We start from the raw sequence: 25,731 nt of genomic DNA, 5'->3' as shown, positions 1-25,731 counted from the left end.
TTGATAATTCTAGGTTCTTTGCTACGGGGGCAGTCGAACTCTGGAGGTCTGGGTTTTGTCGACACTGCCAGTCAAAGCAGCACAATCTAAGCATTTCTCCGATTGAGCCCGCGTGGGCAAACGCTAGAATCATCCTGTTAGAGCTAGAGGTGTAAAATTCACCTCTCCTTGGTCTAGCCTAGGGGTGTCTCTAGCGACGCGCTTGCCTAGCCATTGGCCCCGTCTTGGTTGACTAGACGTCAGCCGGTAGCGTTTGGAGGGGTATGCTTAGCTGCTATTGTCTCAATCCTAACTGTCCGCAGCCAGAAAATCCGCCGGATGCCTCCACCTGTGCTGCCTGTGGACAGCCGCTGCTGCTGCGCAATCGCTACCGGGCCTTCAAGCGCTTGGGACAGGGGGGATTTGGCGCTACTTTCTTAGCTCGAGATGAGGACATGCCCTCCAAGCCCTGGCGGGTGATCAAGCAGTTGCGCCCAGTGGAAAATTCGCCCCAACTGGCCAAGCTGGCGGAGGAGCTGTTTAACCGCGAAGCCGAGGTGTTGGAGCGCCTGGGGGAGCATTCGCAAATCCCCACGCTCTATGCCCACTTCCAGGAAGGCGGCAAGTTTTACTTGGTGCAGGAGTTTATCGAGGGAATCACCCTTGCCCAGGAGGTGCGGCGTAACGGGCCTTTTTCCGAAGAACAAGCCCGGCAAGTGATGCAGGAGGTGCTGCTCATCCTCAGCTATGTCCACAGCCACAACACTGTCCACCGCGATATCAAGCCGGCCAACCTCATTCGCCGCAAGGAAGATGGCCGCCTGGTGCTGATTGACTTTGGGGCCGTGAAGCAGCTCGGGCCGGGCCACAAGGTGTCGGAGGAGGGAACGGCCATCCGCTCCCTGGGCTTTTCTCCGCCGGAGCAGATGGCTGGCCAGGCAGTAGGCCCCGCTAGCGATCTCTACGCGCTGGCTGCTACCTGCCTCAATTTGATGACGCTGGAGTCGCCGGCCAAGTTCTACAACCACAACACAGGCCAGTGGGATTGGTCGGATCGCCTGCAGCTCAGCCCTGAGTTCGACGCCATTTTGCGCCGTATGCTGCAACCGGCCATCAGCCAGCGCTTTGCCACGGCTACCGAGGTGCTGCGGGCTCTACAAGGAATCGGCTCCACCCCCCAGCCAATCCTCTTGCCCAACTCTCCCCTGGCTGCCCCTTCCAGCCCCTCGCTGATCTCAAACCATTGGGACAGGCGACCTTTAACCTCTCCTCCTCTACCTCGAACCGATGGGTTTTCGCCTAAGCCACTCCCTCAGCCCGAAGCGGGGGGCCTACTGCCTCCAGGATCCATTCCTACCGGCTCTACCCACGTGGGTCTGACTAGCCGCATTGCCGGCAGCGGGCGCATGAAGCCGGCTACCCCTCCGCGGATCCCGTCTTTGGCTGGAGCGGATCTGCGGGGCAAGTCCTTTGCTAACCGGAACTTGGCCGGCTACGATTTGCGCCGCGCCGATCTGCGGGGGGCCGATTTCTCGGGAGCCAACCTGCAGGGAGCCGATCTGCGGGGGGTTCGCTTCAACACCCCTCAGCCCCGCTGGCTGCGCTTTTTGAGCCGGCTTCTTGGCTCGGCCAAGACCCTGGGCGGGATCCTAGCAGGCCTGGGAGGACTCCTGGGATCGGCGGGCCTGGGGTTTTTGCTTGTCCATCTCACCACGCGCAACGTGGCTTACGCCTTGGGAGCAGCCGGGATCGCGGTGGCGGTGGCTAGCTCCGTGCTCTGGTCTGTAGGCAGCAGGGCCTCGCTGCTGCATCAGTCTGAGGAAAAGGGCAAGCGCTTCACCAACTTCTCCAAAGCCGATCTGCGGGGAGCCCAGATGGATGAGAAGTTGCGTAAGTTTGCCCGCCGCCAGGGAGCCATCTTGAACTGACGTTCTGCCTCAGGCAAGAGGGGGAGGAATGACTTGGCGCAGGGCCTGGTTGATTTGTTCTGTTAAAAGCCGGCAATTGACGGCTTTCCCTTGCCGCCGATCCCCCGCTTGGTCGTAAAAGACAATGCCATTGGCGTGGGAAAACCCCAGGGACAGGAACAACAGCTCCAAAACCTTGAAAGAGGCTGTCTCCAGCTCCGGTGCCTGCTCCCGCAGCTCTGCCAGCGTCGCCTGGGCATCTTCTAGATGGCCAAAAGCTGGGATCCAAAGATGGCTGATGGGCTCCCTTCCTGGAGAGTTTTCCTCCACTCGTGCCGTTAGCCAACCGCCATCGGGGTAGCGTAGGATGGTGTACTGCAGGTGATCCAGATGCTGGGCCACCTGGGTAAGCACTGCCGTTACCTGCTGCATCGCTGCGGCCGGGATCCCGTTCTGCGGGGCTTCCTCCACCAGGGTTGCGGCCTGGGCCGCCAGACTAGGCACCATGATTGACAACCACCCTTACTTAGGTTCAGAATGAGTATTCGCAGCTCCTGGGGCTGTAGTTCAATTGGTTAGAGCACCGCCCTGTCACGGCGGAAGTTGCGGGTTCGAGCCCCGTCAGCCCCGTACCCATTGGGAACACTCTAGCCTACTTTGGCAAGGAGGTCAGCCCTGCTACTATAGGTACCCTGTCCCGTCAGGGAGATGTGCCTTGCGGTATCTGCGCCCAGATTTGCTTCAGCTGCAGCCCTACGCTGCCGTGCCGCCCTTGACGGCCGACAAGCTGGATGCCAACGAGTTTCCTTGGGATTGGCCGGTGGGCTTTAAGCAGAAGCTCTCTCTCCTCTGGGAAGAGGAGATCCTGAGCAACCGCTATCCCGATGCCCAGCATCGGCGCCTCAAGCAGGCCATTGCAGCCTATGCAGGGGCGGCTCCTGAGCAGATTAGCGTGGGCAACGGCTCCGACGAGCTCATCCGATCCCTCTTGATTGCCACCTGCCTGGGCGACAGGGGCGGCATTTTGGTGCCAGAGCCCACCTTCTCCATGTACGCCATCCTGGCGGAGAGCCTTGGGATCCCGGTGGTGCGCGTGCCCCGCCACCCCGAGACCTTTGCCCTAGATCTAAAGCAGTGCCAAGAGGCTATGACAGAGCAGCAGGTGCGGGTGGTGTGTTTGGTGGATCCCAATTCCCCCACCGGCAATGGTCTAACGGCGGCTGAGTGGGAGTGGGTGGAGGGGCTACCCGAGGAAGTCCTGGTCATCCTAGATGAAGCCTATTTCGAGTTCAGCCAGCACACAGCCCTGCCCAAGTTGGCAGAGCACCCCAACTGGGTTATCCTACGCACCTTCTCCAAAGCCTTTCGCCTGGCAGCTCACCGAGTGGGCTATGCCATTGGCCATCCTCAGCTCATCCAGGTGCTAGAGGCCATCCGCCTACCCTACAACCTCTCAGCCATTTCCCAGTGGGCCGCCCAGCTTGCCCTAGAGCATGCCGACGAGCTTTTGGCCGATGTGGCCCTCATTCGTCAGGAGCGGGAAGCCCTTTACCATGCTTTGCAAGAGCTGCCGGGGGTGCGGGTGTGGCCTAGCCAAGCTAACTTTCTCTACTTTCGGGTAGCCGGCTGGGATCCCCAAGAGTTGCAGCGGGCCTGGCAGGAGCTAGGAACCTGTGTGCGCTGTAGCGGCGGCGGGCTACGCCTGACAGTGGGTAGTTCTGAGGAGAACCAACGGGCCTTGGAGCGCTTGCGGCAGATTTTACAGTCAGGGAGGTAAGGGGATCCCTTCCTTCGGGGATCGGCTTGCCCTCCTTCCCAAAACGACGCTCTTGAAGAAGCGGGATCCGAGCGCTTGTTCAGCTTACGCAAGGAGGTTGAGGTGCGCGTGCTCCAGAGAGTGTCCCCGCAGTCCCTTCCCCACGCCACTGCAGGTCTTGGAAAGCGGCGAAGCCTACACTGTTCAAGGGTGGGTGCCGGGAGCTAATCCGGAGCGCTTCCACCTTGAGGCCACCGCTCAGCACTTGGCCATACCCTGCCCAAGGCCGAAGCCGCTCAGGCTGTCAAAGTTCAAGGGGGAGCAACTGCGCCAGAGGCCGGAACGGTCGAAAGCCAACCTGCCGGGCCTTCCCTCTCCCAGGAAGTTGGCGGCGAGGAAGCTAGCCAAGCCACTCCAAGCGCACTTCCTCCCCTACCTTGAAGTCGACGCTGCGGCTGGCGTTGCCTTGGTTTTGCACAATCTCCACCCAGCCGGCGCTGCCCACCAAAGCCAGTAGCTCGCCTTCGCTTCCCTCGGCAAAGGTGGCTGCAGAACGAATGGCAACGCCTTTGATCCAGGCGCTCCAGTGCCGTCCCTCCACCCACTGACCCGGCAGGTTGGTGATGCCATTGCCAAAGTGGTCGATAGCCTGGATGACTCCCCGGCAGCCATTGTTCTCCAGCTGCGGTGGCGGCCAGCTCCAGCGAACCAGCTCGGCCACGTCTAGAGGATCCCCCAGCTCTGCCAAAGGGATCCCGTTGGCCAGATGGGCAGCCACAGGGGCAAAAATGTCCCGCCCGTGAAAGGTGCGGCTGGGAGAGGGAGTGCGCCAGTACTGAGACCGGGTGAGTTCCACAGCAGCTAGAGGCGGAGATTGCTCCAAAATGCCGCTAAAAAGGCCATTGTCGGGGCCCACCAGGTAGCCAGTTTGGGTTTGGATGGCCACTGCCCGCCGCCGAGTTCCCACCCCCGGATCCACGACTGCCAGGTGAATGCTGCCTGGAGGCAGATAGGGGTAAGCCGTCATCAGGGCAAAACGGGCTGCTGCCACGTCCTGGGGCGGGATTTCGTGGCTGAGGTCGATAAACTGCACCTGGGGTGCAATCCCCCAAATCACCCCCTTGAGAATGCCCACGTAGGGATCCTGAAGACCAAAATCCGTGAGTAAGCTAATGATTTTCATTGGCGGGTCAAGCAGCGCTTGCCTACCCTCTGCTCCTGCAGGGGGTTTTCACGTGGAGGGGGAGTCTTTTGCCAGCTCCGGCTGGGGCGGAAGGGGCTCGGCGATGTTGGGCAACTCCAGGCAATAGCCTGCGCCATAGACAGTTTTGATGTACTGGGGGTGGCGGGGATCCGGCTCCAGCTTGGTGCGCAGGTGGCGGATATGGACACGGATGGTTTCAATGTCATCGTCGGGATCGTAGCCCCATACCTCCTTGAGGATTTCGCTGGGGGAGACTGTCTGGCCGTGGCGCTGCAAGAGGCAGTGGAGCAGGTCAAATTCGAGGTGGGTGAGCTTAACGGTTTTGCCAAACCACACCGCCTCAAACCGCTCCGGCACCAACGTCAGGGGGCCATAGGTGAGGATCTCGCCGTGCTTGGCCGTTTGCGGGATCCGGTCGGCGCGGCGCAACAGAGCCCGTACCCGCACCAGCAGCTCCTGTACCTCAAAGGGCTTGGTCAGGTAGTCGTCGGCACCGGCGTTGAAGCCCTCGATCTTGTCCCGAGTCTGGCCAAGGGCAGTCAGCATCAAAATGGGAATATCGCTGGTGCGCTCCTCCCGCCGCAGCCGTTGGCAAACCGTCAGTCCATCTACTTGGGGTAGCATCAGGTCGAGAATGATGAGATCGGGGAGAGTTTGCAAAGCCAGCGCCTGACCCCGAACCCCATCCGTAGCCTTGACAACTTCGTAGCCCGCCAACTCCAGATTGATACGCAGAATATCTAGGACTGAAGGATCGTCCTCAATGATGAGTATGCGAGCCATAGAGGATTGCAGCCCGAACTGCGGATAAAACGTTTTGTTAAAGTCGCTAACAAAGAATCGAAGCTTTACAACTCAAAGTTTACTGGCATTCTACGGCCATTGCAGCCGGCAAGCACGGCTAGAGGCCAGAGCTTTTCAACCCAATAGAATGCTGCCTCTGGCCTCCGGTTGGTGGGCACCTGGAGACAAGCTAGCGGGCGGGCCGGAAAATGCCGAAGCAGGAGGTGTAGCCGTGTAAGAAGGTGGATCCCCCTACGGGGCCAATCTCCCCATTGCAAAAAAAGCCTCCTAGCGGCACTTCTCCCAGGATTTCTCGAAACTGCTGCGAGTCAAAGTTGGGGACGCCATACAGCCCCTTGCCTCGCCCCAAACAGGCGAACATTAGCGCCCCCCAGGGCTGCGGGCTTAGGGCAGAGTCTTGCCCCAAGTTGCGCTCAAGGCAATAGCGCCTGAGAGCCGACCGCAAGTCCTCTGCCGAGGTCTGGGCATCTCGCAGATGAAACTGCACGGTCTGGCCGGAGCGCACCCGATCCCCAATGGCTATGGCTCCCACCCGCGGATCCACGCCGAGAATCACGCGAATGAGAAAATCCCCCGGCGTCGGATCCAACTTAAACTCATCCATCAGCAGGCCAATGAAGAGAGCGTGGCGAGCCAACTGGCGATCCGCTGGGCTCAGCCGTTCCACCAAATCCTGCAGAACCACTAGGGGAGGTCGCCCCTCCAAGCTGAGGATGACGTTGCCCTCTGCTTCGGTAACGCGCAAGGGATCCCCAATGGGACGGCACCCCTGGGCTACCACTGCATCCAGTACCACGTTGCCGGAGAGAGCTAGCCCCACTGTTCCTTCTCGATACAGCTCCCGCCGGGGGGTGGAGGTACGTGCATCCAGCAAAAACAAAGCATTGCCCCGAGGACCGCGGCCACCACTGGCCAATCCCCCCACCTTGACAGCTCCGGGATAGGCAAAATCCAAACCCTGCACCAGCTCGGAGATGCGGGAGGAAAATCCATCGGCTAAGAGCAAGAAATGGGGCTGGGCCTGGGGCGCAACTCCTACCTGCTCAATCCAGGCTGAAGGCGGGGCATCCAAGTCTGGCAGTTGATCCCCGCGCAGATGAAAGGGGTGCAACGCCACATCCGGCAGCACCGCCAAAGAGAGCGACACCGCCGGCCCTTCTTCAATTTCCTGACCGCCGCCAACAATGCCGCTACCCGAGCAGCCAACTAAAACGTCCACCTCGAGCAAGTCAGACAATAAGGGCAGCACGCGAAGGTACTCGCTGGCAAAGGCTGCTGACACAAACAGGATCCCTAAGTTGGGCCGCAGCGGCTGGGGGGGAAGGTAGCCCGTGAGCAATCCTGGCAAGCTGCCGGATCCTACCACCTGCACTTGCCGGGTCAAGGCACTCTTGAGCTGAGCTGCCTGAAGTTTAGCCTTGGCTTCCTCCACCACCTGCTGCAGAGCCGCTTCCAGGGAAGGAAGCTGGGAGAGTGCGTTTGCCCACTGCATCGGCCTGTTCTTAGAGGTTGGGAGCTTGCTCTTTTAGGCTAGCAATTTATACCCGGAGTGGTTGTTCTCAGCTAGCCCCGCTGGGATCAGGGTAGGTAAAGCAAGGGATCCACAGGCGCGCCCCCCCCAGGGCGGACTTCAAAGTGCAGGTGAGGCCCTGTGCTGTGGCCCGTGTTGCCCCGGCTCATGATCACCTGGCCCTGCTGCACGTACTGGCCCTTGGACACGTAGATCTGGTGACCGTGGGCGTAGCGGGTAACGATCCCGTTGGGATGGCGAATATCCACGTAATTGCCATAGCCATCGCCGGCATTGCCGGCAAAGATCACAACCCCCTCCTGAACGGCCACAACCGGGGTTCCTAGCGGGCCGGCAATATCGATCCCCGAGTGGAAGCGACCGCGACGGTAGCCAAAGCCAGAGGTGACCTGCCCTGGGACTGGCCAGATAAAGCTCCTGCTGCGGGCCACGGGAGGCGGAGCTGCCAGCGCTGGCCGAGCTTGGGACTGTCGCCAGGCTTGGCGCGCGGGAGTCGGGAGGGGGAGCTGCCTGCCAGGGGCCGGAATCATCAGGCGTTGGCCGATGCGCAGCCAATGGGGATTGTGCAGGTTGTTGGCCTGGATGATCGACCGCTGGGTTACCCCATAGCGAGCAGCAATCCGCTCGATGGTGTCACCAGCTTCCACCGTGTGGGTCAAGGATCCCTCCTGACGTTCTAGCGGCCTCCGCTGGGCGCGGCGTCGCTCCTCGGCCTGGAGTCGAGCCTGTTCTGCAGCTTGGCGCTGGGCTTTCTCTTCGCGGGCCTTCTGGGCAGCGATCATCTCCTTCTCGCGCCGGATCAGCTCGCCCACATCGCCAGGGATGAGCAGCCGTTGACCAATGCGCAGATACTCCGGCCGATCTAGGGGAGTAGCCTCGATGATCCGCTGCTGCGGAACCCCATAGCGCTTGGCAATGTCTTCCAGGGTGTCTCCCTGCTTGACGGTGTAGATCAACCCCGGCTGGCTGGGGATGAGCAACTTTTGCCCTGGCTGCAGCGGTGTACTCGCTTGAATGCGATTGGAGACCGTAATGGCGGCAGCATCGAGCTGGTACATCTGGCTCAAGCGCCAGAGGGTTTCTCCCGGTTGCACCTCATGCTCGAGAATGCCTCTAGGCCCTTCCCCCGTTGGGATCTGGCCGGCCTCGAAGGCTTGCCGCAGTTGGGCTTTTTTCAGCTCGTAGTTCTGCTGCAGGGCACTAGACAGGGTATACACGGAGGGTGGGATCGGCTCGGCCAGCTTCGCTCCCCAAGGGTGACGAGAAAGCTGGCGTTGCTGCAGACTAGCAGCCCCTGCCAAGCCCAACATCAGCAGAAGACTGGTGGCCCAGGCTGGATACCCTCGCGAGGGAGCCCCTGTCTCTGGAGAGGCTGGTTCCTGAGAGGAACTTGGCAGCGACTCTTGCCAGGCCTCTGCCTCGGGATCCGCCTCCAGCTTCAGGAGCCACACTAGGCCAGCTAAGCTGAGAGAAAGGGCTAGCCCGGGCCACCACTGTCTGGATAGAGCGGAGAGCACCCTGTCTCCTTCCCCAGAGGGATCCGGAGCTGGCGGGGTCTCTAACCAATCCTCGGCTGGAGAGAAAGCCCTCGGGATGTCTAGCTCCTCCCTCTGGGAATTGGAGAGCGTCGATTTTGGAGGCATCCTCACACCAACGGCTAGAGTGCAAGAGAAGAAGCTAAAAACAAGGCAATAGGCCCCTGGCAATGAGCTGCCTTTGCAAGCGGCAAGGCTCAAGCCAATGTAACGAAGCTTTGTACTCAGGTTAGGTTACCGTAGTTAGTAAATCTAGACAAGTCTTCGCAGGTAATCTCCGCTAAGATGCTTGTCCTGCAATGATTCCAGCCTTCTACCCCTTGCGATTTTGCCTAGCCTCATCCAAGGGAGGAGGAAAGCGCTTCTTGGAAACAGAGCCCACTTTGCTGTATCTGAAACTACAACTACAAACTGGGACTTTCCATGGCTTTAGTTGTCTATAACACCTTGGCCCGGCGCAAAGAAGTATTTCAGCCCCTGTCTGCCGCGGAAACGCCCCCTGGGGAGAAGCCTTTGGTGCGGATGTATGTCTGCGGCGTTACGGTTTACGACCTCTGCCACCTGGGCCATGCGCGCACCTATGTGGTGTGGGATACAGTGCGCCGCTACCTAGAGTGGCGCGGTTACCGGGTCAAGTATGTGCAGAACTTTACCGATGTGGACGACAAGATCCTCAAGCGGGCGCTGGAGCGGGGCGAGTCGATGCAGGCGGTGGCAGAACGCTTCATCGCCGAGTATTTCCAGGACATGGATCGCCTCAACATCAAGCGGGCCGATCTCTACCCCCGGGTAACTCGCTCCCTGCCGGCAATCTTTGAGCTAATCCAGTCCCTGGAGCTCAAGGGCTTTGCCTATCGAGTGCGGGCTTGCCAGGAGAGAATCTCAGGCTATGACGTCTACTACGCCGTCCGTAAATTCCCGGATTACGGTCAGCTCTCCGGTTGCAAGCTGGAGGAGCTGGAGGCAGGGGCCAGTGGCCGGGTAGGAGAGGAAGGAGCCGGCAAACGGGATCCCTTCGATTTTGCCCTTTGGAAAGCGGCTCCCCCCTCGGAGCCGGGGTTTGAGTCCCCTTGGGGCTGGGGGCGGCCAGGGTGGCACATCGAATGCTCTGCCATGGTGCGGGAAAACCTGGGGGATCACATCGACATCCACGCTGGCGGTGCAGACCTCATCTTTCCCCACCACGAGAACGAGCTGGCCCAATCGGAGCCGATTACTGGCAAGCCGCTAGCCAAGTACTGGCTGCACAACGGCTTTGTCAAGGTCAACGGCGAGAAGATGTCCAAATCGTTGGGCAACTTTACCACCCTGCGCCAGGCCCTTGCCCTCTACCACCCCATGGCCCTGCGGCTGTTCTTGTTGCAGACCCACTACCGCAGCCCGATTGACCTCACCGAGGCTGGAATGCAGGCGGCTAGCCGCGGCTGGGAAACCCTCGAGAAAGGGATCCACTGCGCCCAGCAGTTCTGCCAAGGGGAGACGGCCTCCCCTGCTGCCGAGGCCATGCAAGCCTTCCAGGAGGCCATGGACGATGACTTTGGCACCCCTGGGGCACTGGCTCTTGCTTTTGAACTGGCCAAGGAACTTATCCGCGAGCACAACCTGTTGACCCACGAGGGCTGCACCCACCTGGAGCCGCAGGTGCTAAGGCAAAAAGGCGCCGCTCTGCTGGAGATCCTGGCCACCCTAGGCTTCTGCTGGACCCAGCCTGCCACTGCGCAGGGATCTGAGAAAGGCGTTGCCAAGGGAGAACTGGCCAAGCTTCCACCTCTTGAAGATGCGCAGATTGAGGAGCTGGTGGCCCAACGCACGGCAGCCCGCAGGGCAAAAAACTTTGCCGAGGCGGATCGGATTCGAGAGCAGCTAAAGGCCTTGGGGATTACCCTTATCGATCAAAAAGATGGCACCACTCGTTGGCTGCGGGAGTAGGAAGCCTGGGGTAGCGGTCTATCTTGAAAGGCTAGCGGTGGCCTGGCGGTAGAACTCGCGCATCTCAGCAAACCACTCAGCCCGCGAGGGATCCCAGGTGTAAAACATGTGGCCGCCGCGGTAGTGGCGCAAGCGGAGGTTGGCCTTGAGGCGGGGATCCAACTTCATCAAATCCACCAAGTGGTTGGAGGCAAAGTAGGGCGTAACCAAATCGTAAAAGCCGTGATGGATGCTCACCTGCATGTGGGGGTTGAGGGCCATGCTGCTGCGCAGCTCGTCCATGGCGCCAATGAAGCCCTGCTTCAGCTCCCCCTTGGGAGTAAAGCGCCACGACTTGAACACCTCCAGGTTAAGGAGGTGGTAAGTTAGCTCCGTCTCCACCTGCAAGGTCTCCCGCAGGTGACTGTTGATGGCAGCAGTAAACAGGCGATCTATCCCATCCAGGGTGGGATCGGATCCCTCGAAGGTAGGTCGATCCGGAAAGGGATCCACGGTGGTTACAGAAGCGTCGTAAAGCCCCAACACCAGCCGCTGGGAGCGCAACAGCTCGCGGGCAAAGCTAGCCGGGTCGATCCGCCCCCCTTTGTGGGCCACATACTCCGCCGACAGGCCGATCCCTGCCGCCATCTCGGCGTAGATAGCCTGCCGCTCTGCCTCCGGCATCGCCTCCCCCATGGCCAGAAGAGGCAACAGACGTTGCCGGGCAAAGTTTTCCGCTTTGGGCAGGAGGATCTGCAAATCCTCCCCCCAGCCACATCGCCCATGATGGGCCGCCGTGGCTACATAGGAAGGGAAAAGCATGGCCCAGGTGCTGAGGTTGTAGTCGTTGGTCTCCAGCAACCCAAACTCAAGCGCTGGCGAAATGAGAATCGCCCCTGAGAGGCCCACGCCAAACTTGGACTGCAGCTCCTTGGCCAGCCGTGCTACCCGGAACCCCCCGTAGCTCTCACCAGCGATAAAAATCGGAGAGAGCCAGCGTTTGTGGCGCGAAAGGAAGCCCTGGATAAACTCGCCCAAGGACTGGAGATCCCGCTCCACATCCCAGAAGGGCGCTTCTTTGGGAGGCTCCTCCTTGTCCTGCAGCGGAGCAGGCTTGGGGGCAGAGGTTGCCGTTGCTTCTTGGGACGCTTTGGAGGATTGGGAGTCTTCGGTGAGGGCGCGGCTAAAGCCGGTTCCTACTGGATCAACAAAAACTAGGTCGGTAAAGGGCAGCCAACTTTCGGCGTTATCCACCAGTTGCACCGGCGAGGGCGGCAGACTACCGTTGGGCCCAAAGCGGATGCGTTTCGGCCCTAGGGATCCCATGTGCAGATAGGCAGAGGCAGCCCCTGGCCCTCCATTGAAAACGAAGGTAAGAGGGCGGTGCCGGGGGTCAGAGTCCTGCTGCAAGTAGGCGACGTGGAAGATCTCTGCTACGGGCTTTTCTCGGCGGAAGAGCCTTTGCCAGCCAGCCAAGGCCTTGTAGGGGAAGGGCTCTCCGCCAGCGGTAAAGATGTGCTCAGTAACGTGCAGGGCAGGGGTGGACTTGGGTTCTACTGCCATAGTCTGAGGTTCCTCCATTGGGGCAGAGCGCTGGGCGTAAATGCCGGGGCTTGCGCTGCCTTTAGCTTCCCCCTACCACTGGGCTAGAGGGATCCCCTAGCTGGCTAGATGAAGCAACGTCCACCAATCCTACAAAGCCAGCGGAGCTTCTAAGGTCAAATAAAAAGACTGACCAGGACGCAGCACCACTACCTGGGGAGCGGTAACATTCCCCACCACTACTCCAGCTACCGCGCCCCCCAGAACGTTACCTGGCGAGAGGTTGCCTGTGAGGGCCCCCAGCAACACGCCAGCGGCTGCCCCGATAGCTGCATCTTCGGCAATGGCCCTAGGTGTGTACTGCCGGGGATCCTTCTCGTCGGGAAGGACGCTGGAAGAAGCCCGCAGGCTATAGGTGCGACCGCCAAGGACAATGGAGGTGGCCACAAAGCGGGATCCACCGGGGGCTGGCTCCATTTGTCCGAAAACGCGACTGCCGGCTGGGATTACTAAACGCCCCTGGCTGTCGAAAATGTTCTGAGTAACAGCCACCTCCAGAGGATAGATGGTGTCTGGATAAAAGTACTGCGGCCCTTCGCTGCTGAGGCTGCCGACGGGGATAATGGTCCCCTGATCAAGGCGGTAGGTTCCCAACTCGAAAAGGGCCTGCGCCTTCACCGGCAAAGAGACTAGCCCAGGGATCCCGGTTAAACCAATTGCGGCTGCTACTAAAATGGCTCTCATCGCAAAATCCCCTGTTAGATAGAGGCTCACAGCCCTTCCGCGCTACCCAGCCTGTTTCCTCTACATTTTATCCAGTTAAAGTTCCGGCTCTTTTTCCAAGCCGAGCAGCCTTGCCTTCAACTTTGAGCAGTTCTAGTTGCCTCCCTCTGCGCTCTTGGGGCAGCTAAGGTCTCACTGCAAGTTAAGATTTATCGGTTTGAGCCATGAGGATTCAGTCAATGCTTTCGTTGCTAACAAAACCTGGCTCCTCTACAGAGTCATCGGTTGCAGGGGATTGCAGCGCATGTTTGAGAGCATGCCAAGCCAGGTTGGCACACTTGATGCGCACTGGGAACTGGGCGACTCCCTTCATGGCATTGAGGGAGCGATACTCCCGAGGGAACTCTTCGCCGCCCCGCATCATGGCCTGGAAGCGCTCCACCAACTGTAGAGCTTCGGGGATGGTACGCCCCCGCACAGCATCAGCCATCAAATCGGCGGAAGCCAGAGCAATAGCACAACCTTCTCCCTCGAATTTGATATCGACGATCCGCTCCTGGTTGGGATCCAGTTGCAAAGTGAGGTCAATAGTGTCGCCACAGGAGGGGTTGTGGCCACGTTGGTGGCGATGAACTGGATTTACCCTGCCAAAGTTGCGAGGCTTTTTGTAGCGCTCGAGAATAACTTGTTGATAGAGTCCGCGCAGGTTGTCAAGAGGCATCGTTGTTCCCAGATTGCCGCTTTGGCCGGAGAGATAAAAACCTCAGGAGCCTAACTTAATCTTAACTTCGCTCCTGGCAAAGTTGGGCTTGCAAAGGGGGCAATCCCCATCTGCTTTAGGCAGGAGCCATGGCGAGGCTACTTTGGGGAGCGTGGCTCCCCCACAAGCTGTGGCTAAGTCGGTGGCCAAACCAGCAAGGGGCTTACGGTCGGCTAGAACCAGCAGAGGTCTAGTCGGGGCCGCAAACGGCTTTCAGAGGAATCCCAACCAGCGCCGCCAGCTCCACCAGGGAGTTCCTTTTCGGCGAGCCTGGAACAGCTCGGCCACTTCTTCGCCACTGGGCCGGGCTCTAAAGGTCTGGAGGACGCTGTAGAGGCCGGACTCCTCCTGCTGCCACACGCTCCAGGGATCCGGATAGGCGCGGAACAGAGCCCCTTCCGCCAGCGAGCGCAGGTAGTAGCTGGTCTCAAAGGTACTCAGGAAGCGTTGGCGCAGCCGCCGACCGGCTAACCCTACTCCTACCGTGGCCGCATCCTGGAGCTGCGGGTTGAGGAGAACAACGGGCTTGGGATCCCTGCTGCTGACCGCCTGGCAAACCCGCTCCACCTGATCCAAGTTGTAGACGGCGGGCATGACGAAGAGAAGGCTCTGTTCTGGGGTGGGCTGGGTACGGGCCGTTAGGCTCTGCAGTTCCACTCCTTCGGGCAGGGATCCCCACTCCCGCTGGGCCAGCGCTGCTCCGCCGGCATCACTAAACAACACCAAGGCCGGTGGCTGGAGCAACTGCAAGAACGGACGAGCCAAGACTTCTGGCTTAATCTCCGGAGCGAGGATCTCGATGAGCAGGCGGCGATACCCTGCTTGTATGGCCAGCTGTGTGGCCTGGATGGCCTGCTCACAGGCCTGGGCTAGGTCGACAGGTAAATTAGGAAATTGGGCTAGTTGTAGGTGCTCGGTCACAGGTCAATCCAACTTAAGATTCTTCCCAAGCCCTGTGGGTGAGTAACTCCTCCAACACCCGCACCCCCCGCAGTTGGTTGGAAAGGGGCAGGTGGCCCTTGGGGGCAGACAGATCCCAGGTAAACTCGTCAGGGTAGCGGGTCCAGTGGTAGCCTTGCTTCCAGCCAATGAGCGACCAAAAGCGCTCCCAATTGCGATTTACCCCCAGCCATAGCTGCCGCTGCACCGAGTAGCCAAAGCGATCTCCGGAAGCTGCCCGCCAGAGGCGATCGATGGTGCGCAGATCCTCTGCCGGGATCCGGCTCACCTCGGAAAAATACAGCCAGCCCCGCCGCACTGCCCCCTCTCCTGCTGCGCGACACAATAGTTGCAGACTTAGGCGATCCGCCTCCCGCCAGGCTCCCGCCGACAACAACTCCTGCAAAGGCCGGTAGTCGATGTTCAGGGCTGAGATCAGAGGGACGGTTACCATTGCCCAGCTGCCAAAGGTCTTCCTCGATATCTTAGTCCCCTCAGCTTTCGGGCGGGTACCGGGGTGGATCCCCGAGGAGGAGGCGATAGCCAATGTAGGCTACCCCCAACAGCCCCGCCAGGATCCACAGGAAAGTCGAGAAGGGTAGGTAGGAAAAGAAGACAACATAAACCCGGCGGCTGAGCCAAGAAAAAATCAGATAGGCTGCCGCTAAAAGGCCGATCCCTTGCAGCGTGCGAAAAGCTGGCACCCGCGAGAGGGGCATGCGCTGGCGGGCCACCCAGATGGAGGCGAGGAAATAGTAAGGAGGAACCAGCAACAGGAACATATTCGCCTGCTTCACCACCGCTGCCCAGCCGGCTGTGTTGGTGGCGTAGGCCAAGTAACCCGCCCAGAAGACAAGGCTTACCGCTGCCAAGCCGAGGTTTAGGCTGAGCAGAAACGGCTCTTCCCACTGCCCAGGGATCCAGTGACAGAGAACCCAAACCAACCAGGGGGCAGCAAAGAGCAAGAGGGCAATCGTCAAGCCGTTGTCGTTAAGCTGAGTAAAAAACGTTTCCAGGGTCATGGGGGCGAGAGGAGGGAAGGTGGGTTTTGCTCGATAGTAGTGTAATTCCAATCCAATGCTAACCCCCTCCCCACCTAGGGAAGGGGCAGCGTGCCTGAACCGGCTCCGACTACAAACCCTGCAGCACCGTATCCTGGCGCACCGAGAGGTTCTGGATGCGGGTATCCTGGGCAGCCGGGGTGTCGGCTTGGGTAAACACGCCGATCTGCCGCAAGTACCGAGCCAGAGCGTCCTGCTCGCTGCCAGGGGTATCGAAGGTGAGGCCGGAGCCGGGGGCCAAGTTCACCCGGTTGGGGTTGGACAGGCGCGGGAAGGGATAGTCATCCCCACCGTTGGCCAAGAAGTCCAGCGTCACCATGCGGAAGGTACGGCGGGGATCACCCTGCAACTGGCCGTTGCGCACCACCACATCCGGGCCCCTGGGCGTATCCACCCGCAGGGAGATGACGCGGGATCCCGGTGGCCGCGAGGGATCGAAGCTGAAGGCAAAGCCGCCAATCTGCGGGAAGCGGCCCGGTGTAGCTCCCGGCTGGGTTTGGGCCACCCCATGTTCTACTATCTGCTTGAGCTCCTCGGCGGTGACAGTCACCAAGGACAGGCCGTTGTTGAAAGCAAGAGCAGTTTCAATATCCAATTGCGAAATTTGGCCCGCCTGCTTGCCAGCCTCAGGGTTGGCCACCGGAGGGATCCGCCGTACTGGCTCGCCGCCGCCGCCGCCGGTGGTAGCTCCAATGGGAGCGCGAATGCCGCCGCCGTTTTTGAGGGAGATGACGGTGGTGGGGTCAACAGTTCTGGCGTAGGCCAAGTTGGCATCGGCCGTGAGGTTGCCCAAGTTGGTTTCCTCAGTGCGCACCTCGGCCCGCAGGCCGTTGAGGAATTGGGTGGTAGAGCCAAAGGTACGGCCATCCTTGGCGCGGATGATGCTGCCGATCTCGTTGGCAATCCGCACCACCTCGGGATTGGGAGTGCCGCGCACGGCTGCCACCCCTTGGTCATCGGTGGCGTAGGCGCCGCTCACCGGATCGATGCGGGCAATCACCCCGTTGGCGTCGAAGCTAACCACCAAGCGGCCCACGTAACGGTAGTTGGCGCCGGTGTTCACCACTGCCACCGGCTGACCGCTAGCCGAGGTGCGCAAAATGGGGTAGTCGCCCGTGCGCACATCCTCGGGGCGCAGGCGGTCAGTGGGCTTGGCAAGGACGCGGTGGGAGCCACCCGCAATGATGACATCGACATCCCGCAGCTGGGTGGCCAGGGTCACCTCATTCTGGAGTTGCTGCAGGTGGGCTAGGAGGATGATCTTATTGATGCCCTGCGCAGTGAGTTGGTTAACGAAGTTTTGGATGAGGGCAGCATTGACCTGGTCGGTGTCGTCCACCCTGCCTTCCACCCTCACCTCAGGACCAGGGCTAGAAATAGCAGCTAGGCGCGTGGTCGTGGCTCCCAACAGGCCGATTCGCTCTCCTCCCACGGTAATCACTGCTGTCTTGACGATCTTGCCGCGGATGGAGCTGGCCTCTTGGCCATCGGCAGCAAAGTCAGAGCTGGCCAACTCACCAGTGCCGCTGAAGCTGAGGTTGGCGCTCAAATAGGGAAAGCGGGCACCTGCGTAGCCGCGGCTGGTGTCGGGTCGGATCAAGTCGCGAATTTGGCGCGTGCCTTGGTCAAACTCGTGGTTGCCAAAGGCAGCCGCCTCAAAACCGATAGCGTTGAGGATTTCCATGTCGGCTTTGCCAGGGGTGCGGTCATACCGGCCCCGCAGCGAGGGATCCGCGCTGGCGTTGTAGAAGGGGCTGGGAATGTAGTTGTCGCCGCTGGAGAGCACCACCGTATTTGGGAATTGGGGGCGCAGAGCGTTCACCACCGCCGAGAAGCGCGGCGCATCTTGTACGGCAGCGATCGAGGCTTCCAAGTCGCTGGCATGTAGGATTTGCAGGGTAAAAGCGGGCGGCTGAGAGGAGAGCCTAACGTTGGGATCTGAGGCGATAAACCCTGCCCCGCCGCCGGCTGGAGGAACTGAGCTACTGTCGGTGGTACCGCAGGCGCTGGCCAGGCTCAGCAGCAAGCAGCACAGCCCAACCCGCAGGAACTTGGCCAGAGCGTTCAGCCAAGCTGGAAGCCCTCCCTCAGCAGGGGCAGCCCCTCGAGCACGACCAGCTGGTTTCATGACCACTCAAGACGCATCCGCCTTCACGTTACCAAGGCTGGACAGGAGATTTCGGTATGACCTGTTTAAGGTTAGGTCAAGCGCAGGTTAAGCTTCCCGGGGATCCCAGCCAAACTGCTGCAGATCCACCCGACCTTCGGCGTCAAAGGGGATCCCTTCAGCTTGGAGTAGGACTTTTTGCAAGTCGTCGTAGCCAAGGCGAAAGGGGGAGTAGGAAATGCGCCCTTGGGCGTTGATTACCCGATGCCAGGGGATGTCGGTCTCTTGACCTTGCAGGCGAAACAGGGCATAGCCCACCTGTCGGGCATAGCCAGGACAGCCGGCAAGCCGCGCCACCTGCCCATAGGTAGCTACACGCCCCGGCGGGATCCGCCGCACGACTTCATAGAAGCGCTGGTAGAGGCTCACAGGGATCCCTCCCTAAACTCTGTAGACAATGGAATTGGCTGATGACGGGCACCGACCCTTTAACCTATGAGCTACCTAATTGCGGTACTGCCGGATCGCCTGGCTGCCGAGGCGGCCTACAGCGCCCTGGAACAGGCCGGTTTCCCCCTGGAGCGATTGCACCTACTGGGGCGGGGCTACAAAACTGTGGAAGAGTTTGGGCTAATCGACCCGGCCCAAGCCGCGCGCCGCCAGATGCAGCGCCTGGCCATTTGGCTAGTGCCCTTTGGCTTTTTGGCGGGGGTGGGGTTTAGCGTTTTGAGTGGTTTGGATACCTTTGCCTGGGCGGGACCTATAGGCAACCACCTGATCGGCGGCCTGTTGGGTGCCCTGGGCGGGGCCATGGGCAGCTTTTTTGTGGGGGGCGGGGTGGGCCTGACCAGTGGCTCCGGCGATGCCTTGGCCTACCGCAACCGCCTCAATGCGGGTAAGTACGTACTCATTGTGGAGGAAGAGAATGAAACCCGCCTCCGCGAGGCCACGCGGATCTTGCGCCAATTTGAGCCGGAGAACCTGCAGGGGTACAGAGAGCGCTCCTAGACTGGGAGGTCTGGGCAGCTATTGAGAGAACTCAGGGAGGTCCAAAAGCATGTCCTGGCTGTGGCAGCAAGTCCCATCGCCGCTTGGGCGGTGGCGGAAGGAAGGGATCCCCAGCTTTGCCGCTGCTGGGGGTGCACTGGCAGTTACGGGGTTTTTTTCGCCGGCTTTTGCCCACCACGCCCTGGGAGGGAAACTGCCTGCAACGGCCTGGGAGGGATTTCTCTCCGGGCTGGCTCACCCTGTCATTGGCTTGGATCACCTGGCCTTCGTCGTGGTCATCGGTCTTGTGGCGGCGGGGCAGCCCTGGCGCTACGGGATCCCTTTGGGCTTTGTGTTGGCAGGTCTGGTGGGCACTGGGATCCACCTGGCCGGCTGGGACCCCCTGGGACTGACGGAGCTGGCCATTGCCTCTTCCGTGGTTCTCTTCGGCTTGCTGCTGGTGCAACCGCGGCAGATCCCAAGTTGGCTCTTGCTAATAGGGGGATCCCTGGCGGGGCTATTCCATGGCTATGCCTACGCCGAAACCATTATCGGCGCCCAACCCATGCCTTGGGTGGGATATCTACTGGGGTTGAGCACCGTCCAGTATGGGGTAGCTCTCCTGGCCCTTTGGGCAGCAGAACGCTGGGGGTTGCGGATCCCTGGCTTAACTCGCTGGGCCGGCTGGGCGATTACAGTGGTGGGGGCTGCCTTCCTGATCTTGGCAGTGGTGGGCGCGTAAAAAGCGCTAATTTTGCTCCCTTGCGCTCGGGATCCCCGATCCGGTACAAGGATAACGGTGAAGATAGGTAACAACAAGGGGAGATCCCATGGAGCGCACCTTTATCGCCATCAAGCCGGACGGCGTGCAGCGGGGTCTAGTGGGCACCATCATCCAGCGCCTGGAAAGTCGGGGCTACCAATTGGTAGGCCTGAAGCTGGTGCAGGTAAGCCAAGAGCTGGCAGAAGCCCACTATGCTGAACACAGGGAGCGCCCCTTCTTCCCCAGTTTGGTCAAGTTTATTACCTCGGGGCCGGTGGTGGCTATGGTTTGGCAGGGCAAAGGGGTGATTGCTGCTGCTCGTAAGCTGATCGGCAAAACCAATCCCCTAGAAGCCGAGCCAGGCACCATCCGCGGCGACTTTGGTATTGACATTGGCCGCAACCTTGTCCATGGATCTGATGGCCCGGAAACCGCCCAGCGGGAGATTGCCCTCTGGTTCCGAGATTCCGAGCTGGTGAACTGGATCCCTGCTGCCCAAAGCTGGATTTACGAGGAGCCCTAAATGCCAGAGAGCTCCAAGCCTCAAGATTCAAGCAGCTGGTTTGGCATCACAATGAGGGTATTGCCCTTGCGATCGACCACGTATACCTCCTGGCCGGGTTGGATCTCCACGTCAGGAATACTGCATTTGGCGTTCCAGGTGGAGCCAAGATAGGAGACTCGCCCCTGCTTCCCTGGCGGAATGGCTGTAACTGCCCGCGCTTCCCGCGATTCTTTCAGGATATCCTCCAACTGGGCCGGGCCCTTAGGTACCAGGCGTTGGCTGAGGAGGATCAGCGCAATCGAGAGCAGCACCCAGGCCAAGAACTGGGCCCAAGCCGGCAGCCCCCAATAAGCCAAAAGAGCAGCCCCCAGCGCCGCCACACCCGTTGGACCAGCCACCAGTCCCGGCAAAAACAGCTCAGAGGCAACCAGAAGCAAGCCAAAGGCAAGCCAAGGCCATACCATAGAGCCCAAGGATCCCACTACGTTTATTATGAGCCGCGGCACCTGGAGGCTGGGCAGGGACTAGCCGCCTAGGCGGTAGTTCTCCAAAAACTGCAAGGGATCTTCCTGGGGAGGAGTCTTGGGCAGGTTCCTGGACTCGGCAAGCCGCATGAGCGTCTCCCAGTCTGTATTCATGATGAAGTCCACCGCTCGACGGGCTGCCTCTCGGTGGGGGCAGGCCTCGCCCAGGACACATCCATCCCGGCACAGTGTGGCGCAGTCGTGCTCAAAGCTTTGGGGATCCGGGCCAGCCATAGGGTCTTCCTCTCCTGCGGTTTCATCTTCTCTTTAGGATACCTGAAGAGAATCTTGCGCTTGCCGGGGATCAGAGCTGACGGGGATAGGGTAGAGGGGGTGAGGAGAGCCGCTCAAGAGGAGCAGCAATTCCATGGAGTTTGCACAACTGCAGGCCCTAGTAGAGCAGGCCCTAGAAGATAAGAAGTTAACCCGCACTGAGTTGGATCAAATCGTCAGCGCTATCCGCTCCGATGGCAAAATCTCCCCCGAGGAGCTGCACTTGCTAGAGTCCATCCGCGAGAAGGTGCTGCACCGGGAAATTCAGGTAGTGGAAACCGCCGATTGAGCTCCCTTTCGCAAGTAGAGGGTGACTTCGCTGCGGTTATGGAACAGGTGGCGTGCCCTCACCACGGCAAAGGTACTGCTTAGGATATCGAGCGTTTGCTGCAGCACCCGCAGGCGGCGGCGGGAGGGAAGTTTTAAGGTCATCAGGGCTGCCCCCTCTGGCTCCAGATGAGGGGCAAAGGCTGTCATCAGGTGGGCAGAGGTGCGGCCATCCAGGCGCATGTCGTTGAGGATGAGGTGAAACCGCTCCCTACAGCGGGCCAGGTAGGCTTGAGCGCTGAGGCGATGGTAACAAATGCCGGCATCGGAGTGGAGACGCTCGTCCAATGCCGCCGGATCCACCGCTGTTACCTCCTGCCCGTAGAGGCGCAGGATACGCGACCATCCCCCTGGTGCTGCCCCCAGATCTAAAGCCCGCCCTCCTGGCTGCAAAGGGATGTGGAACACCTGGATGGCTTCCAGCAACTTGAACTCAGAGCGGCTAATCTGACCGGGATCGCGGCGGAAGCGATGGATGCCGCCCGCCCAGTTGGAGAGGTTTTGCTCAGCCAGCGACAAGCCTAGCCAAACTCGGATCCCTGTCGAGTTAGCCAGGATCACCACCGAGATCACCTGTTGGGGATCCCTGACCTGCAGCGGCGATCCCACTGCCGCCACTACCTGGGCTGCCAGGGCTTCGTTGATCTGAAAGGGCTTGAAGTTGAGCTTGCCAAATAGGCGCGTCTGTACGGAAAAGCTGAGGGCCGGGTTGATGGCGGCCAGCAGCTCTTCATCTAGGCGGAGTCCTGCCAGGGATCCCTCGTCCAGCCAAAGCTCCCGCTGGATGGGACAGATGTGGCGCAAAAAAATAGGTGGGTTGGCCTGCCAGCTCTGGGCAAGGTCGGCAAAGGAACGCCGGCTGCACACCCACATCAACCCCGTGGCCTCGGGAAGGAGCTGGACGACGGCCTCTGGATCCGCAGCCACGATTTCCCGCCTTGCCAGATCCAGAAACTTTGGGTCAGCGCTGCCCAGCCACTGGTGGGTAGCAGGGGAAAGCGACCTGCTCAGCGGGCTCCTCGCTGCCATCGCAGGTAAGGCAAAGAGGCAGCTACCTCCTGAATGCGGTTGCGGGCAGCTAGCAACTGCGCCGTGGCATCCCAAGTGCCCTGCACCAGCATCTGCCAAGCCCCCTGCGGGATCTCGACGGCGGCGGCGTTGTCTTCCCAGCGCACCTGTTTGTTGAGGAGATCCAGTGTTAACAGGAGCTCTGGGTTTCTGGCCACTGCCTCTTGGAGAGTTTGAATCACGCTCGCAGGCGCTGTGACACAGGGGATCCCTAGAGTCAGGCAGTTGCCGAAAAAGATCTCGGCAAAGCTTTCGCCAATGAGGGCTCGAATCCCCCACTTGGCCAGGGCTTGGGGGGCATGCTCTCGACTGGAGCCACAGCCAAAGTTGGCGTTGACCAGTAAAATCTCCGCACCCTGGTACTGAGGCAGGTCAAAGGGGTGCTGGCCAGCCGCTTGGGCGCGGTCGTCAGCAAACACGTGCTGGCCCAAGCCATCAAAGGTGACGCATTTGAGGAAGCGGGCCGGGATGATCCGGTCGGTGTCAATGTCATTGCCCACCAGCGGGATCCCTCGGCCTGTGATGCTTAAAACTTCGCTTGCCATGCAAACTCTTGCGAGAACTTCAGCCTCAGCTTAGAGACTGGCTAACGGTCAGAAGCGGCGGTAGAGCTGGTTCTCCAAGTTGCGCACTTGTCGCTCCAGGCGATCCAACCGCCCGCGCAGCTCGTCCATTTCCGACTGGCAAGGCACACCTAAGTCCTGCAAAACGTTGCGCACCTGCCGCTGCACGTAGGATTCCAGGTTGCTCTGTTCAGATTTCACCTGGTTGAGCAGGTTGTTGAGGAGGTTAGAGGCCTCTTCTGAGCTAAGCTGCCCCTTTTGCACCAGCTCATCGGCAGCCTTCTTCAACTGCTCCGCTAGCAGCGTAGTGGTGCCAACGCCCACGAGCAAGAGCTGACGTAAGATACTGCTATTGTCCAATGCTGCCCTCCCGAGAACGCTTGACCAACGGCACGGGTCTCCATGACCAAAGACCGGATTTCCAGCCCCCTTCTTCGGGACGGTTTCTGCCATCATAACAAATGGCCTCTGCCAACTCAAAAGAGTACTTGGGCTTCGGCCCAGAACTGTTGCTGGCAGCGCGGAGCGCCTGCAGGAATCCTTGCCCTCAGTGAAAACGCCAAAGCGCTAGCAACAGCGTTGAGCATTCCCCAAAAGATGCGGGAAGATCAGGAGTAAGGGACCGGGATCCCACTACTATCTCGTTTGCTGAGGAAACCCAATGCACGACCTGGACAGTTTGCCAGAACCGGTAGCCAATGCCCTGATCAAAAGCCTGCTTACGGATCTGGAACGGTTGATCAACCAGCATGGTTTGTCCGAGGTTTTGGTGGGGTTGGCCATGTATTGCAATGTGCAGTTCAAGGCCAAGCTCAATAAGCCCAACCGCACTGAGAAAGATGAGGAGCTGGGGTTTTACTTCCGCGACGCTGCCAAAGCCCTAGAGGTAGCAGCCAGCCTCACCTACCGCACCATCGATCGCTCCCAGCCTAGCCAGCCGGCCCAACCCAACGCCTAGACACCAGCGATCTTGCCGTCATCCCCAACTGCTCTCCTTGAGGGAGAGAGGGAGGGATCCAGGCTGACAAGAGATCCCTTGCAGTTTTTATCCTGGTGGGCAAAAGTCTAGCGAGGCCGAGCGTGAAAATTGTTTGGGAACGCAGCATTTACGCGGGCAATGGCCGCGTGCCCTGCATTATCTGCGGCGGATGGGTCACCCCTATCCAGAGGAAGGGGCAGCAGGTGCTGCTGGCGGTAGTCTACAACGACCGCGGCCAAATCTATGGCGAGATCTGCCGCAGTTGCCTTAGTCTGGGGGCCAAAGGCATCAAGGAGTGCCTGCAAGAGCGGATTGCCCGCCTGCGCAAACAACTGGAAGATTTGGAAGAGCTGGAGCAGGGAGAGGTGCAACTGCCTACATTGGAGCAGGAGTTGAGCGCCTATTTGGATTGACAACTACACCTTCTGCCGTTCAACCGGGATCTTCAGCCAACGGCTCAGCTCCGCGGCCAGCCACTCCAACTCCGGCTCCTGCAGATCTCTTAGCTCGTACTTGCGGATGCCTGCCCAGATGTTCAACTGTGGGCTTACCTCCACCCGATTCCCATCGGAATCCCGTCGGATACGGCGTGGGATCAGCTCTAGCCGGTCAATATCCCATCGCCGACTGGGGGGAACATTGCGAAACCTCAGGCCAAACACCTCGTGAGCCAGGCGAATGTATTCTGTGTCGATCCGTAGGTGGACTTTGCCGAATAGACCGTAGAGGATCCCGCCCGCCATCCCCAACCCCACCCTCCAGAAGGGCAGGGTGAACAGGCCAACCACCAGATTGACCGGAAAAGGCGCAGGCACAACCGATATGATCGTGAAAAAGGTGATGACGGAGTTCCAAGCGATGGCGAAAGGCAGCAACGCCAAAACACCGGTTTGCCGGGCCGGGATCACCACCTGAAAGGTCTGTTCGGACTTGTGCAGTTGAATCCGGCTGCCTGCTGGCTGTCGAGGAGGGACTGCTGCTGCGTCTGAGGGAATCAAGGCGGGACGACGATCCAAATGCTCCAGCGCCTCCAGGGCCTGCCGGGCGGAAGCGGGACGATTCGCCACCAGAGGCTCCGTCAACCACCGCAGCCAGTCGCGAAAAGGTGGACTCAGTTGCACCGCTTGCTCAAACCCAATTCGGGATCCCTCCTGGGGCAAGTCCGCCGGATGCTGGCCCGTGAGCAGGTGAATCAGCGTGGCGCCCAGGCTGTAGAGATCGGAGGCGGGCACAGTTCTGCCGCCAAATTGCTCCAGGGGCATGTAGCCGTAGCTTCCCACCACAGTGTAGGATCCCTGCTCCCGTGGGGCAGCAGCCTGCACAGAGCCAAAATCCACCAGGTACACCTGCCCGTCGGCTGCCAACAGAATGTTGCTGGGCTTGAGATCCCGGTGGATGACCGGCGGATGGAGTTCGTGGAGGTAGATGAGGATGCGTAGCAGCTTCTGCGCCAAGTCGCGCACCTCCGGCTCAGCAAAACGCCGCCCTCGCTCCATCCACTCCTGCAGGGAGGGAGCCTCGATGTAGCTTTGCACCAGCGCCAGGCCGCGCCCCCCTTTCAGAGCAATCTCAAAGCAATCGCGGTACCGGGGAATGGCTGGGTGGGAGAGGGTCTGTAGGACTTGGGCTTCCCGCTCAAACAGCTTCAGATTGTCCCAGTTGAAATCCGGCCCAAACAGGAGCAGCTTGATCACAACTGGCTCTGAGGTGAGGAGATCCCGTGCCAGGTAGGTGTGTCTGCCGCTGCGCTTGCTCAGCCGCCGCTCCAGCTGATACCGCTGGCGCAAAACGGGAAGCTCTGAAGCCATACTCCTTTGCTTCTGGGGCCCCTTTTTTGCTCAGCTCCATAGTAGCCGCTCACCCAAACCCACCTGCAGCAGGCTAACGGCACCAAGGGCAGCCGTGCGTTTTGGATTTGCCCTAGCCAGTCAAAAACTTGGCCCCTAGGCGCGAGGAGAAAACTTCGTAAATAACCGTCAAAGGTTG

28 protein-coding genes and 1 tRNA gene are annotated in these 25,731 nt (G+C 60.1%); 10 read left to right on the top strand and 19 right to left on the bottom strand.

What is annotated here, in order from left to right; genetic code table 11:
• The first annotated feature begins 263 nt into the window (after positions 1 to 263).
• Complete coding sequence (locus tag NW806_RS03045; RefSeq protein WP_414409956.1) at positions 264 to 1,907, top strand: protein kinase domain-containing protein; 1,644 nt, start codon at positions 264 to 266, stop codon at positions 1,905 to 1,907.
• 9 nt (positions 1,908 to 1,916) lie between these two features.
• Here NW806_RS03045 and NW806_RS03040 read toward each other — a convergent pair whose 3' ends face one another.
• Entirely contained in the window at positions 1,917 to 2,393 is a 477-nt protein-coding gene (locus NW806_RS03040) for a hypothetical protein (protein ID WP_414409955.1), read from the bottom strand.
• 49 nt (positions 2,394 to 2,442) lie between these two features.
• On the opposite strand from NW806_RS03040, the gene NW806_RS03035 reads away from it, so the two are divergent.
• Both NW806_RS03035 and NW806_RS03030 read left to right on the top strand, forming a co-directional pair.
• Positions 2,443 to 2,516: transfer RNA gene (locus tag NW806_RS03035), tRNA-Asp, on the top strand.
• 85 nt (positions 2,517 to 2,601) lie between these two features.
• Positions 2,602 to 3,663 (top strand): histidinol-phosphate transaminase, encoded by a 1,062-nt coding sequence (locus NW806_RS03030; protein ID WP_414409954.1) that lies wholly within the window; start codon positions 2,602 to 2,604, stop codon positions 3,661 to 3,663.
• A gap of 379 nt (positions 3,664 to 4,042) precedes the next feature.
• On the opposite strand, the gene NW806_RS03025 is transcribed toward NW806_RS03030, so the two are convergent.
• From NW806_RS03025 to NW806_RS03010, 4 genes are all read right to left on the bottom strand, one after another.
• The gene (locus NW806_RS03025) at positions 4,043 to 4,825 is read right to left on the bottom strand and encodes an S-adenosyl-l-methionine hydroxide adenosyltransferase family protein (RefSeq protein WP_414409953.1); all 783 of its coding nucleotides are present in this window, start codon (positions 4,823 to 4,825) and stop codon (positions 4,043 to 4,045) included.
• A gap of 48 nt (positions 4,826 to 4,873) precedes the next feature.
• Positions 4,874 to 5,629 carry a response regulator transcription factor gene (locus tag NW806_RS03020; protein WP_414394455.1) on the bottom strand — a complete coding sequence of 252 codons (756 nt, stop codon included), beginning with the start codon at positions 5,627 to 5,629 and terminating at the stop codon, positions 4,874 to 4,876.
• A gap of 190 nt (positions 5,630 to 5,819) precedes the next feature.
• On the bottom strand, positions 5,820 to 7,142 hold the full coding sequence (locus tag NW806_RS03015) for an FIST N-terminal domain-containing protein (RefSeq protein WP_414409952.1): 1,323 nt from the start codon (positions 7,140 to 7,142) through the stop codon (positions 5,820 to 5,822).
• Between the two features lie 86 nt (positions 7,143 to 7,228).
• Positions 7,229 to 8,698 carry a LysM peptidoglycan-binding domain-containing protein gene (locus tag NW806_RS03010; RefSeq protein ID WP_414409951.1) on the bottom strand — a complete coding sequence of 490 codons (1,470 nt, stop codon included), beginning with the start codon at positions 8,696 to 8,698 and terminating at the stop codon, positions 7,229 to 7,231.
• A 441-nt stretch (positions 8,699 to 9,139) separates the two neighbouring features.
• On the opposite strand from NW806_RS03010, the gene cysS reads away from it, so the two are divergent.
• Positions 9,140 to 10,645, top strand: a complete 1,506-nt coding sequence (cysS, locus tag NW806_RS03005) for a cysteine--tRNA ligase (RefSeq protein WP_414409950.1) — start codon at positions 9,140 to 9,142, stop codon at positions 10,643 to 10,645.
• A gap of 18 nt (positions 10,646 to 10,663) precedes the next feature.
• On the opposite strand, the gene NW806_RS03000 is transcribed toward cysS, so the two are convergent.
• The 8 genes from NW806_RS03000 to NW806_RS02965 form a co-directional block, all read right to left on the bottom strand.
• On the bottom strand, positions 10,664 to 12,187 hold the full coding sequence (locus NW806_RS03000) for a S10 family peptidase (protein ID WP_414409949.1): 1,524 nt from the start codon (positions 12,185 to 12,187) through the stop codon (positions 10,664 to 10,666).
• A gap of 129 nt (positions 12,188 to 12,316) precedes the next feature.
• A complete protein-coding gene (locus NW806_RS02995; RefSeq protein ID WP_414409948.1) occupies positions 12,317 to 12,910 on the bottom strand; it encodes a hypothetical protein in 594 nt (197 codons plus the stop codon).
• A 211-nt stretch (positions 12,911 to 13,121) separates the two neighbouring features.
• Positions 13,122 to 13,610 carry a Fe-S cluster assembly sulfur transfer protein SufU gene (sufU, locus tag NW806_RS02990; RefSeq protein ID WP_414409947.1) on the bottom strand — a complete coding sequence of 163 codons (489 nt, stop codon included), beginning with the start codon at positions 13,608 to 13,610 and terminating at the stop codon, positions 13,122 to 13,124.
• A gap of 252 nt (positions 13,611 to 13,862) precedes the next feature.
• Positions 13,863 to 14,570, bottom strand: coding sequence for a DUF1995 family protein (locus NW806_RS02985; protein ID WP_414405949.1), 708 nt, complete (start codon positions 14,568 to 14,570; stop codon positions 13,863 to 13,865).
• Positions 14,571 to 14,583: 13 nt separating this feature from the next.
• Positions 14,584 to 15,042, bottom strand: a complete 459-nt coding sequence (locus NW806_RS02980; protein WP_414405948.1) for a GUN4 domain-containing protein — start codon at positions 15,040 to 15,042, stop codon at positions 14,584 to 14,586.
• 40 nt (positions 15,043 to 15,082) lie between these two features.
• A complete protein-coding gene (locus tag NW806_RS02975) occupies positions 15,083 to 15,610 on the bottom strand; it encodes a hypothetical protein (protein WP_414409946.1) in 528 nt (175 codons plus the stop codon).
• 109 nt (positions 15,611 to 15,719) lie between these two features.
• Entirely contained in the window at positions 15,720 to 17,675 is a 1,956-nt protein-coding gene (locus tag NW806_RS02970; protein WP_414409945.1) for a bifunctional metallophosphatase/5'-nucleotidase, read from the bottom strand.
• Positions 17,676 to 17,864: 189 nt separating this feature from the next.
• The gene (locus NW806_RS02965) at positions 17,865 to 18,185 is read right to left on the bottom strand and encodes an MGMT family protein (protein ID WP_414394488.1); all 321 of its coding nucleotides are present in this window, start codon (positions 18,183 to 18,185) and stop codon (positions 17,865 to 17,867) included.
• A gap of 66 nt (positions 18,186 to 18,251) precedes the next feature.
• Here NW806_RS02965 and NW806_RS02960 point away from each other — a divergent pair, with 66 nt between their 5' ends.
• The 3 genes from NW806_RS02960 to ndk all read left to right on the top strand — a co-directional run bounded on the left by NW806_RS02960 (position 18,252) and on the right by ndk (position 20,029).
• A complete protein-coding gene (locus NW806_RS02960; protein ID WP_414409944.1) occupies positions 18,252 to 18,764 on the top strand; it encodes a hypothetical protein in 513 nt (170 codons plus the stop codon).
• Positions 18,765 to 18,813: 49 nt separating this feature from the next.
• Entirely contained in the window at positions 18,814 to 19,485 is a 672-nt protein-coding gene (locus NW806_RS02955; RefSeq protein WP_414409943.1) for a HupE/UreJ family protein, read from the top strand.
• Between the two features lie 88 nt (positions 19,486 to 19,573).
• The gene (gene ndk, locus NW806_RS02950; RefSeq protein WP_414394494.1) at positions 19,574 to 20,029 is read left to right on the top strand and encodes a nucleoside-diphosphate kinase; all 456 of its coding nucleotides are present in this window, start codon (positions 19,574 to 19,576) and stop codon (positions 20,027 to 20,029) included.
• A 20-nt stretch (positions 20,030 to 20,049) separates the two neighbouring features.
• Here ndk and NW806_RS02945 read toward each other — a convergent pair whose 3' ends face one another.
• Together NW806_RS02945 and NW806_RS02940 are read right to left on the bottom strand one after the other, a co-directional pair.
• Entirely contained in the window at positions 20,050 to 20,475 is a 426-nt protein-coding gene (locus NW806_RS02945) for an NfeD family protein (RefSeq protein ID WP_414409942.1), read from the bottom strand.
• 60 nt (positions 20,476 to 20,535) lie between these two features.
• Entirely contained in the window at positions 20,536 to 20,769 is a 234-nt protein-coding gene (locus NW806_RS02940; protein ID WP_414394500.1) for a hypothetical protein, read from the bottom strand.
• Positions 20,770 to 20,902: 133 nt separating this feature from the next.
• Here NW806_RS02940 and NW806_RS02935 point away from each other — a divergent pair, with 133 nt between their 5' ends.
• Positions 20,903 to 21,097, top strand: coding sequence for a hypothetical protein (locus tag NW806_RS02935; protein WP_414409941.1), 195 nt, complete (start codon positions 20,903 to 20,905; stop codon positions 21,095 to 21,097).
• Here the strand turns inward: NW806_RS02935 and NW806_RS02930 are convergent.
• The 3 genes from NW806_RS02930 to NW806_RS02920 are packed head-to-tail and all read right to left on the bottom strand — an operon-like array spanning position 21,073 to position 23,126.
• Entirely contained in the window at positions 21,073 to 22,164 is a 1,092-nt protein-coding gene (locus NW806_RS02930) for an SAM-dependent methyltransferase (protein ID WP_414405942.1), read from the bottom strand. The genes NW806_RS02935 and NW806_RS02930 overlap by 25 nt on opposite strands.
• The gene (gene leuD, locus NW806_RS02925; protein ID WP_414409940.1) at positions 22,143 to 22,748 is read right to left on the bottom strand and encodes a 3-isopropylmalate dehydratase small subunit; all 606 of its coding nucleotides are present in this window, start codon (positions 22,746 to 22,748) and stop codon (positions 22,143 to 22,145) included. Before leuD ends, NW806_RS02930 begins: the two co-directional genes overlap by 22 nt.
• A 48-nt stretch (positions 22,749 to 22,796) precedes the next feature.
• Complete coding sequence (locus tag NW806_RS02920; protein WP_414409939.1) at positions 22,797 to 23,126, bottom strand: phasin family protein; 330 nt, start codon at positions 23,124 to 23,126, stop codon at positions 22,797 to 22,799.
• A 301-nt stretch (positions 23,127 to 23,427) separates the two neighbouring features.
• Between NW806_RS02920 and NW806_RS02915 the strand changes: the two genes are divergently transcribed.
• Entirely contained in the window at positions 23,428 to 23,724 is a 297-nt protein-coding gene (locus NW806_RS02915; RefSeq protein WP_414394512.1) for a hypothetical protein, read from the top strand.
• Between the two features lie 122 nt (positions 23,725 to 23,846).
• Positions 23,847 to 24,158, top strand: a complete 312-nt coding sequence (locus tag NW806_RS02910) for a hypothetical protein (RefSeq protein ID WP_414409938.1) — start codon at positions 23,847 to 23,849, stop codon at positions 24,156 to 24,158.
• A gap of 3 nt (positions 24,159 to 24,161) precedes the next feature.
• On the opposite strand, the gene NW806_RS02905 is transcribed toward NW806_RS02910, so the two are convergent.
• Positions 24,162 to 25,553: a serine/threonine protein kinase gene (locus NW806_RS02905; RefSeq protein WP_414409937.1), complete on the bottom strand. Its 1,392-nt coding sequence runs from the start codon at positions 25,551 to 25,553 to the stop codon at positions 24,162 to 24,164.
• Positions 25,554 to 25,731: the final 178 nt, after the last annotated feature.

The sequence above is a fragment of the Synechococcus sp. W65.1 genome, assembly GCF_047461615.1.
Classification (GTDB): domain Bacteria; phylum Cyanobacteriota; class Cyanobacteriia; order Thermostichales; family Thermostichaceae; genus Thermostichus.
Note: the sequence above shows the minus strand (reverse complement) of the source record. Positions and strands in the feature narration are given on the sequence as shown.

Bases quoted from the DNA above. Each gene is read 5' to 3' on its own strand.
- NW806_RS02940 (WP_414394500.1), bottom strand. From the start codon at position 20,769: ATGGCTGGCCCGGATCCCCAAAGCTTTGAGCACGACTGCGCCACACTG.
- NW806_RS03045 (WP_414409956.1), top strand. From the start codon at position 264: ATGCTTAGCTGCTATTGTCTCAATCCTAACTGTCCGCAGCCAGAAAAT.
- NW806_RS02935 (WP_414409941.1), top strand. From the start codon at position 20,903: ATGGAGTTTGCACAACTGCAGGCCCTAGTAGAGCAGGCCCTAGAAGAT.
- NW806_RS02995 (WP_414409948.1), bottom strand. From the start codon at position 12,910: ATGAGAGCCATTTTAGTAGCAGCCGCAATTGGTTTAACCGGGATCCCT.
- NW806_RS03020 (WP_414394455.1), bottom strand. From the start codon at position 5,629: ATGGCTCGCATACTCATCATTGAGGACGATCCTTCAGTCCTAGATATT.
- NW806_RS03000 (WP_414409949.1), bottom strand. From the start codon at position 12,187: ATGGCAGTAGAACCCAAGTCCACCCCTGCCCTGCACGTTACTGAGCAC.
- NW806_RS02930 (WP_414405942.1), bottom strand. From the start codon at position 22,164: ATGGCAGCGAGGAGCCCGCTGAGCAGGTCGCTTTCCCCTGCTACCCAC.
- ndk (WP_414394494.1), top strand. From the start codon at position 19,574: ATGGAGCGCACCTTTATCGCCATCAAGCCGGACGGCGTGCAGCGGGGT.
- NW806_RS02905 (WP_414409937.1), bottom strand. From the start codon at position 25,553: ATGGCTTCAGAGCTTCCCGTTTTGCGCCAGCGGTATCAGCTGGAGCGG.
- NW806_RS02980 (WP_414405948.1), bottom strand. From the start codon at position 15,042: ATGGTAACCGTCCCTCTGATCTCAGCCCTGAACATCGACTACCGGCCT.
- NW806_RS03015 (WP_414409952.1), bottom strand. From the start codon at position 7,142: ATGCAGTGGGCAAACGCACTCTCCCAGCTTCCTTCCCTGGAAGCGGCT.
- NW806_RS02915 (WP_414394512.1), top strand. From the start codon at position 23,428: ATGCACGACCTGGACAGTTTGCCAGAACCGGTAGCCAATGCCCTGATC.
- NW806_RS02955 (WP_414409943.1), top strand. From the start codon at position 18,814: ATGTCCTGGCTGTGGCAGCAAGTCCCATCGCCGCTTGGGCGGTGGCGG.
- NW806_RS03040 (WP_414409955.1), bottom strand. From the start codon at position 2,393: ATGGTGCCTAGTCTGGCGGCCCAGGCCGCAACCCTGGTGGAGGAAGCC.
- NW806_RS02975 (WP_414409946.1), bottom strand. From the start codon at position 15,610: ATGACCCTGGAAACGTTTTTTACTCAGCTTAACGACAACGGCTTGACG.
- NW806_RS02960 (WP_414409944.1), top strand. From the start codon at position 18,252: ATGAGCTACCTAATTGCGGTACTGCCGGATCGCCTGGCTGCCGAGGCG.
- NW806_RS03025 (WP_414409953.1), bottom strand. From the start codon at position 4,825: ATGAAAATCATTAGCTTACTCACGGATTTTGGTCTTCAGGATCCCTAC.
- cysS (WP_414409950.1), top strand. From the start codon at position 9,140: ATGGCTTTAGTTGTCTATAACACCTTGGCCCGGCGCAAAGAAGTATTT.
- sufU (WP_414409947.1), bottom strand. From the start codon at position 13,610: ATGCCTCTTGACAACCTGCGCGGACTCTATCAACAAGTTATTCTCGAG.
- NW806_RS02945 (WP_414409942.1), bottom strand. From the start codon at position 20,475: ATGGTATGGCCTTGGCTTGCCTTTGGCTTGCTTCTGGTTGCCTCTGAG.
- leuD (WP_414409940.1), bottom strand. From the start codon at position 22,748: ATGGCAAGCGAAGTTTTAAGCATCACAGGCCGAGGGATCCCGCTGGTG.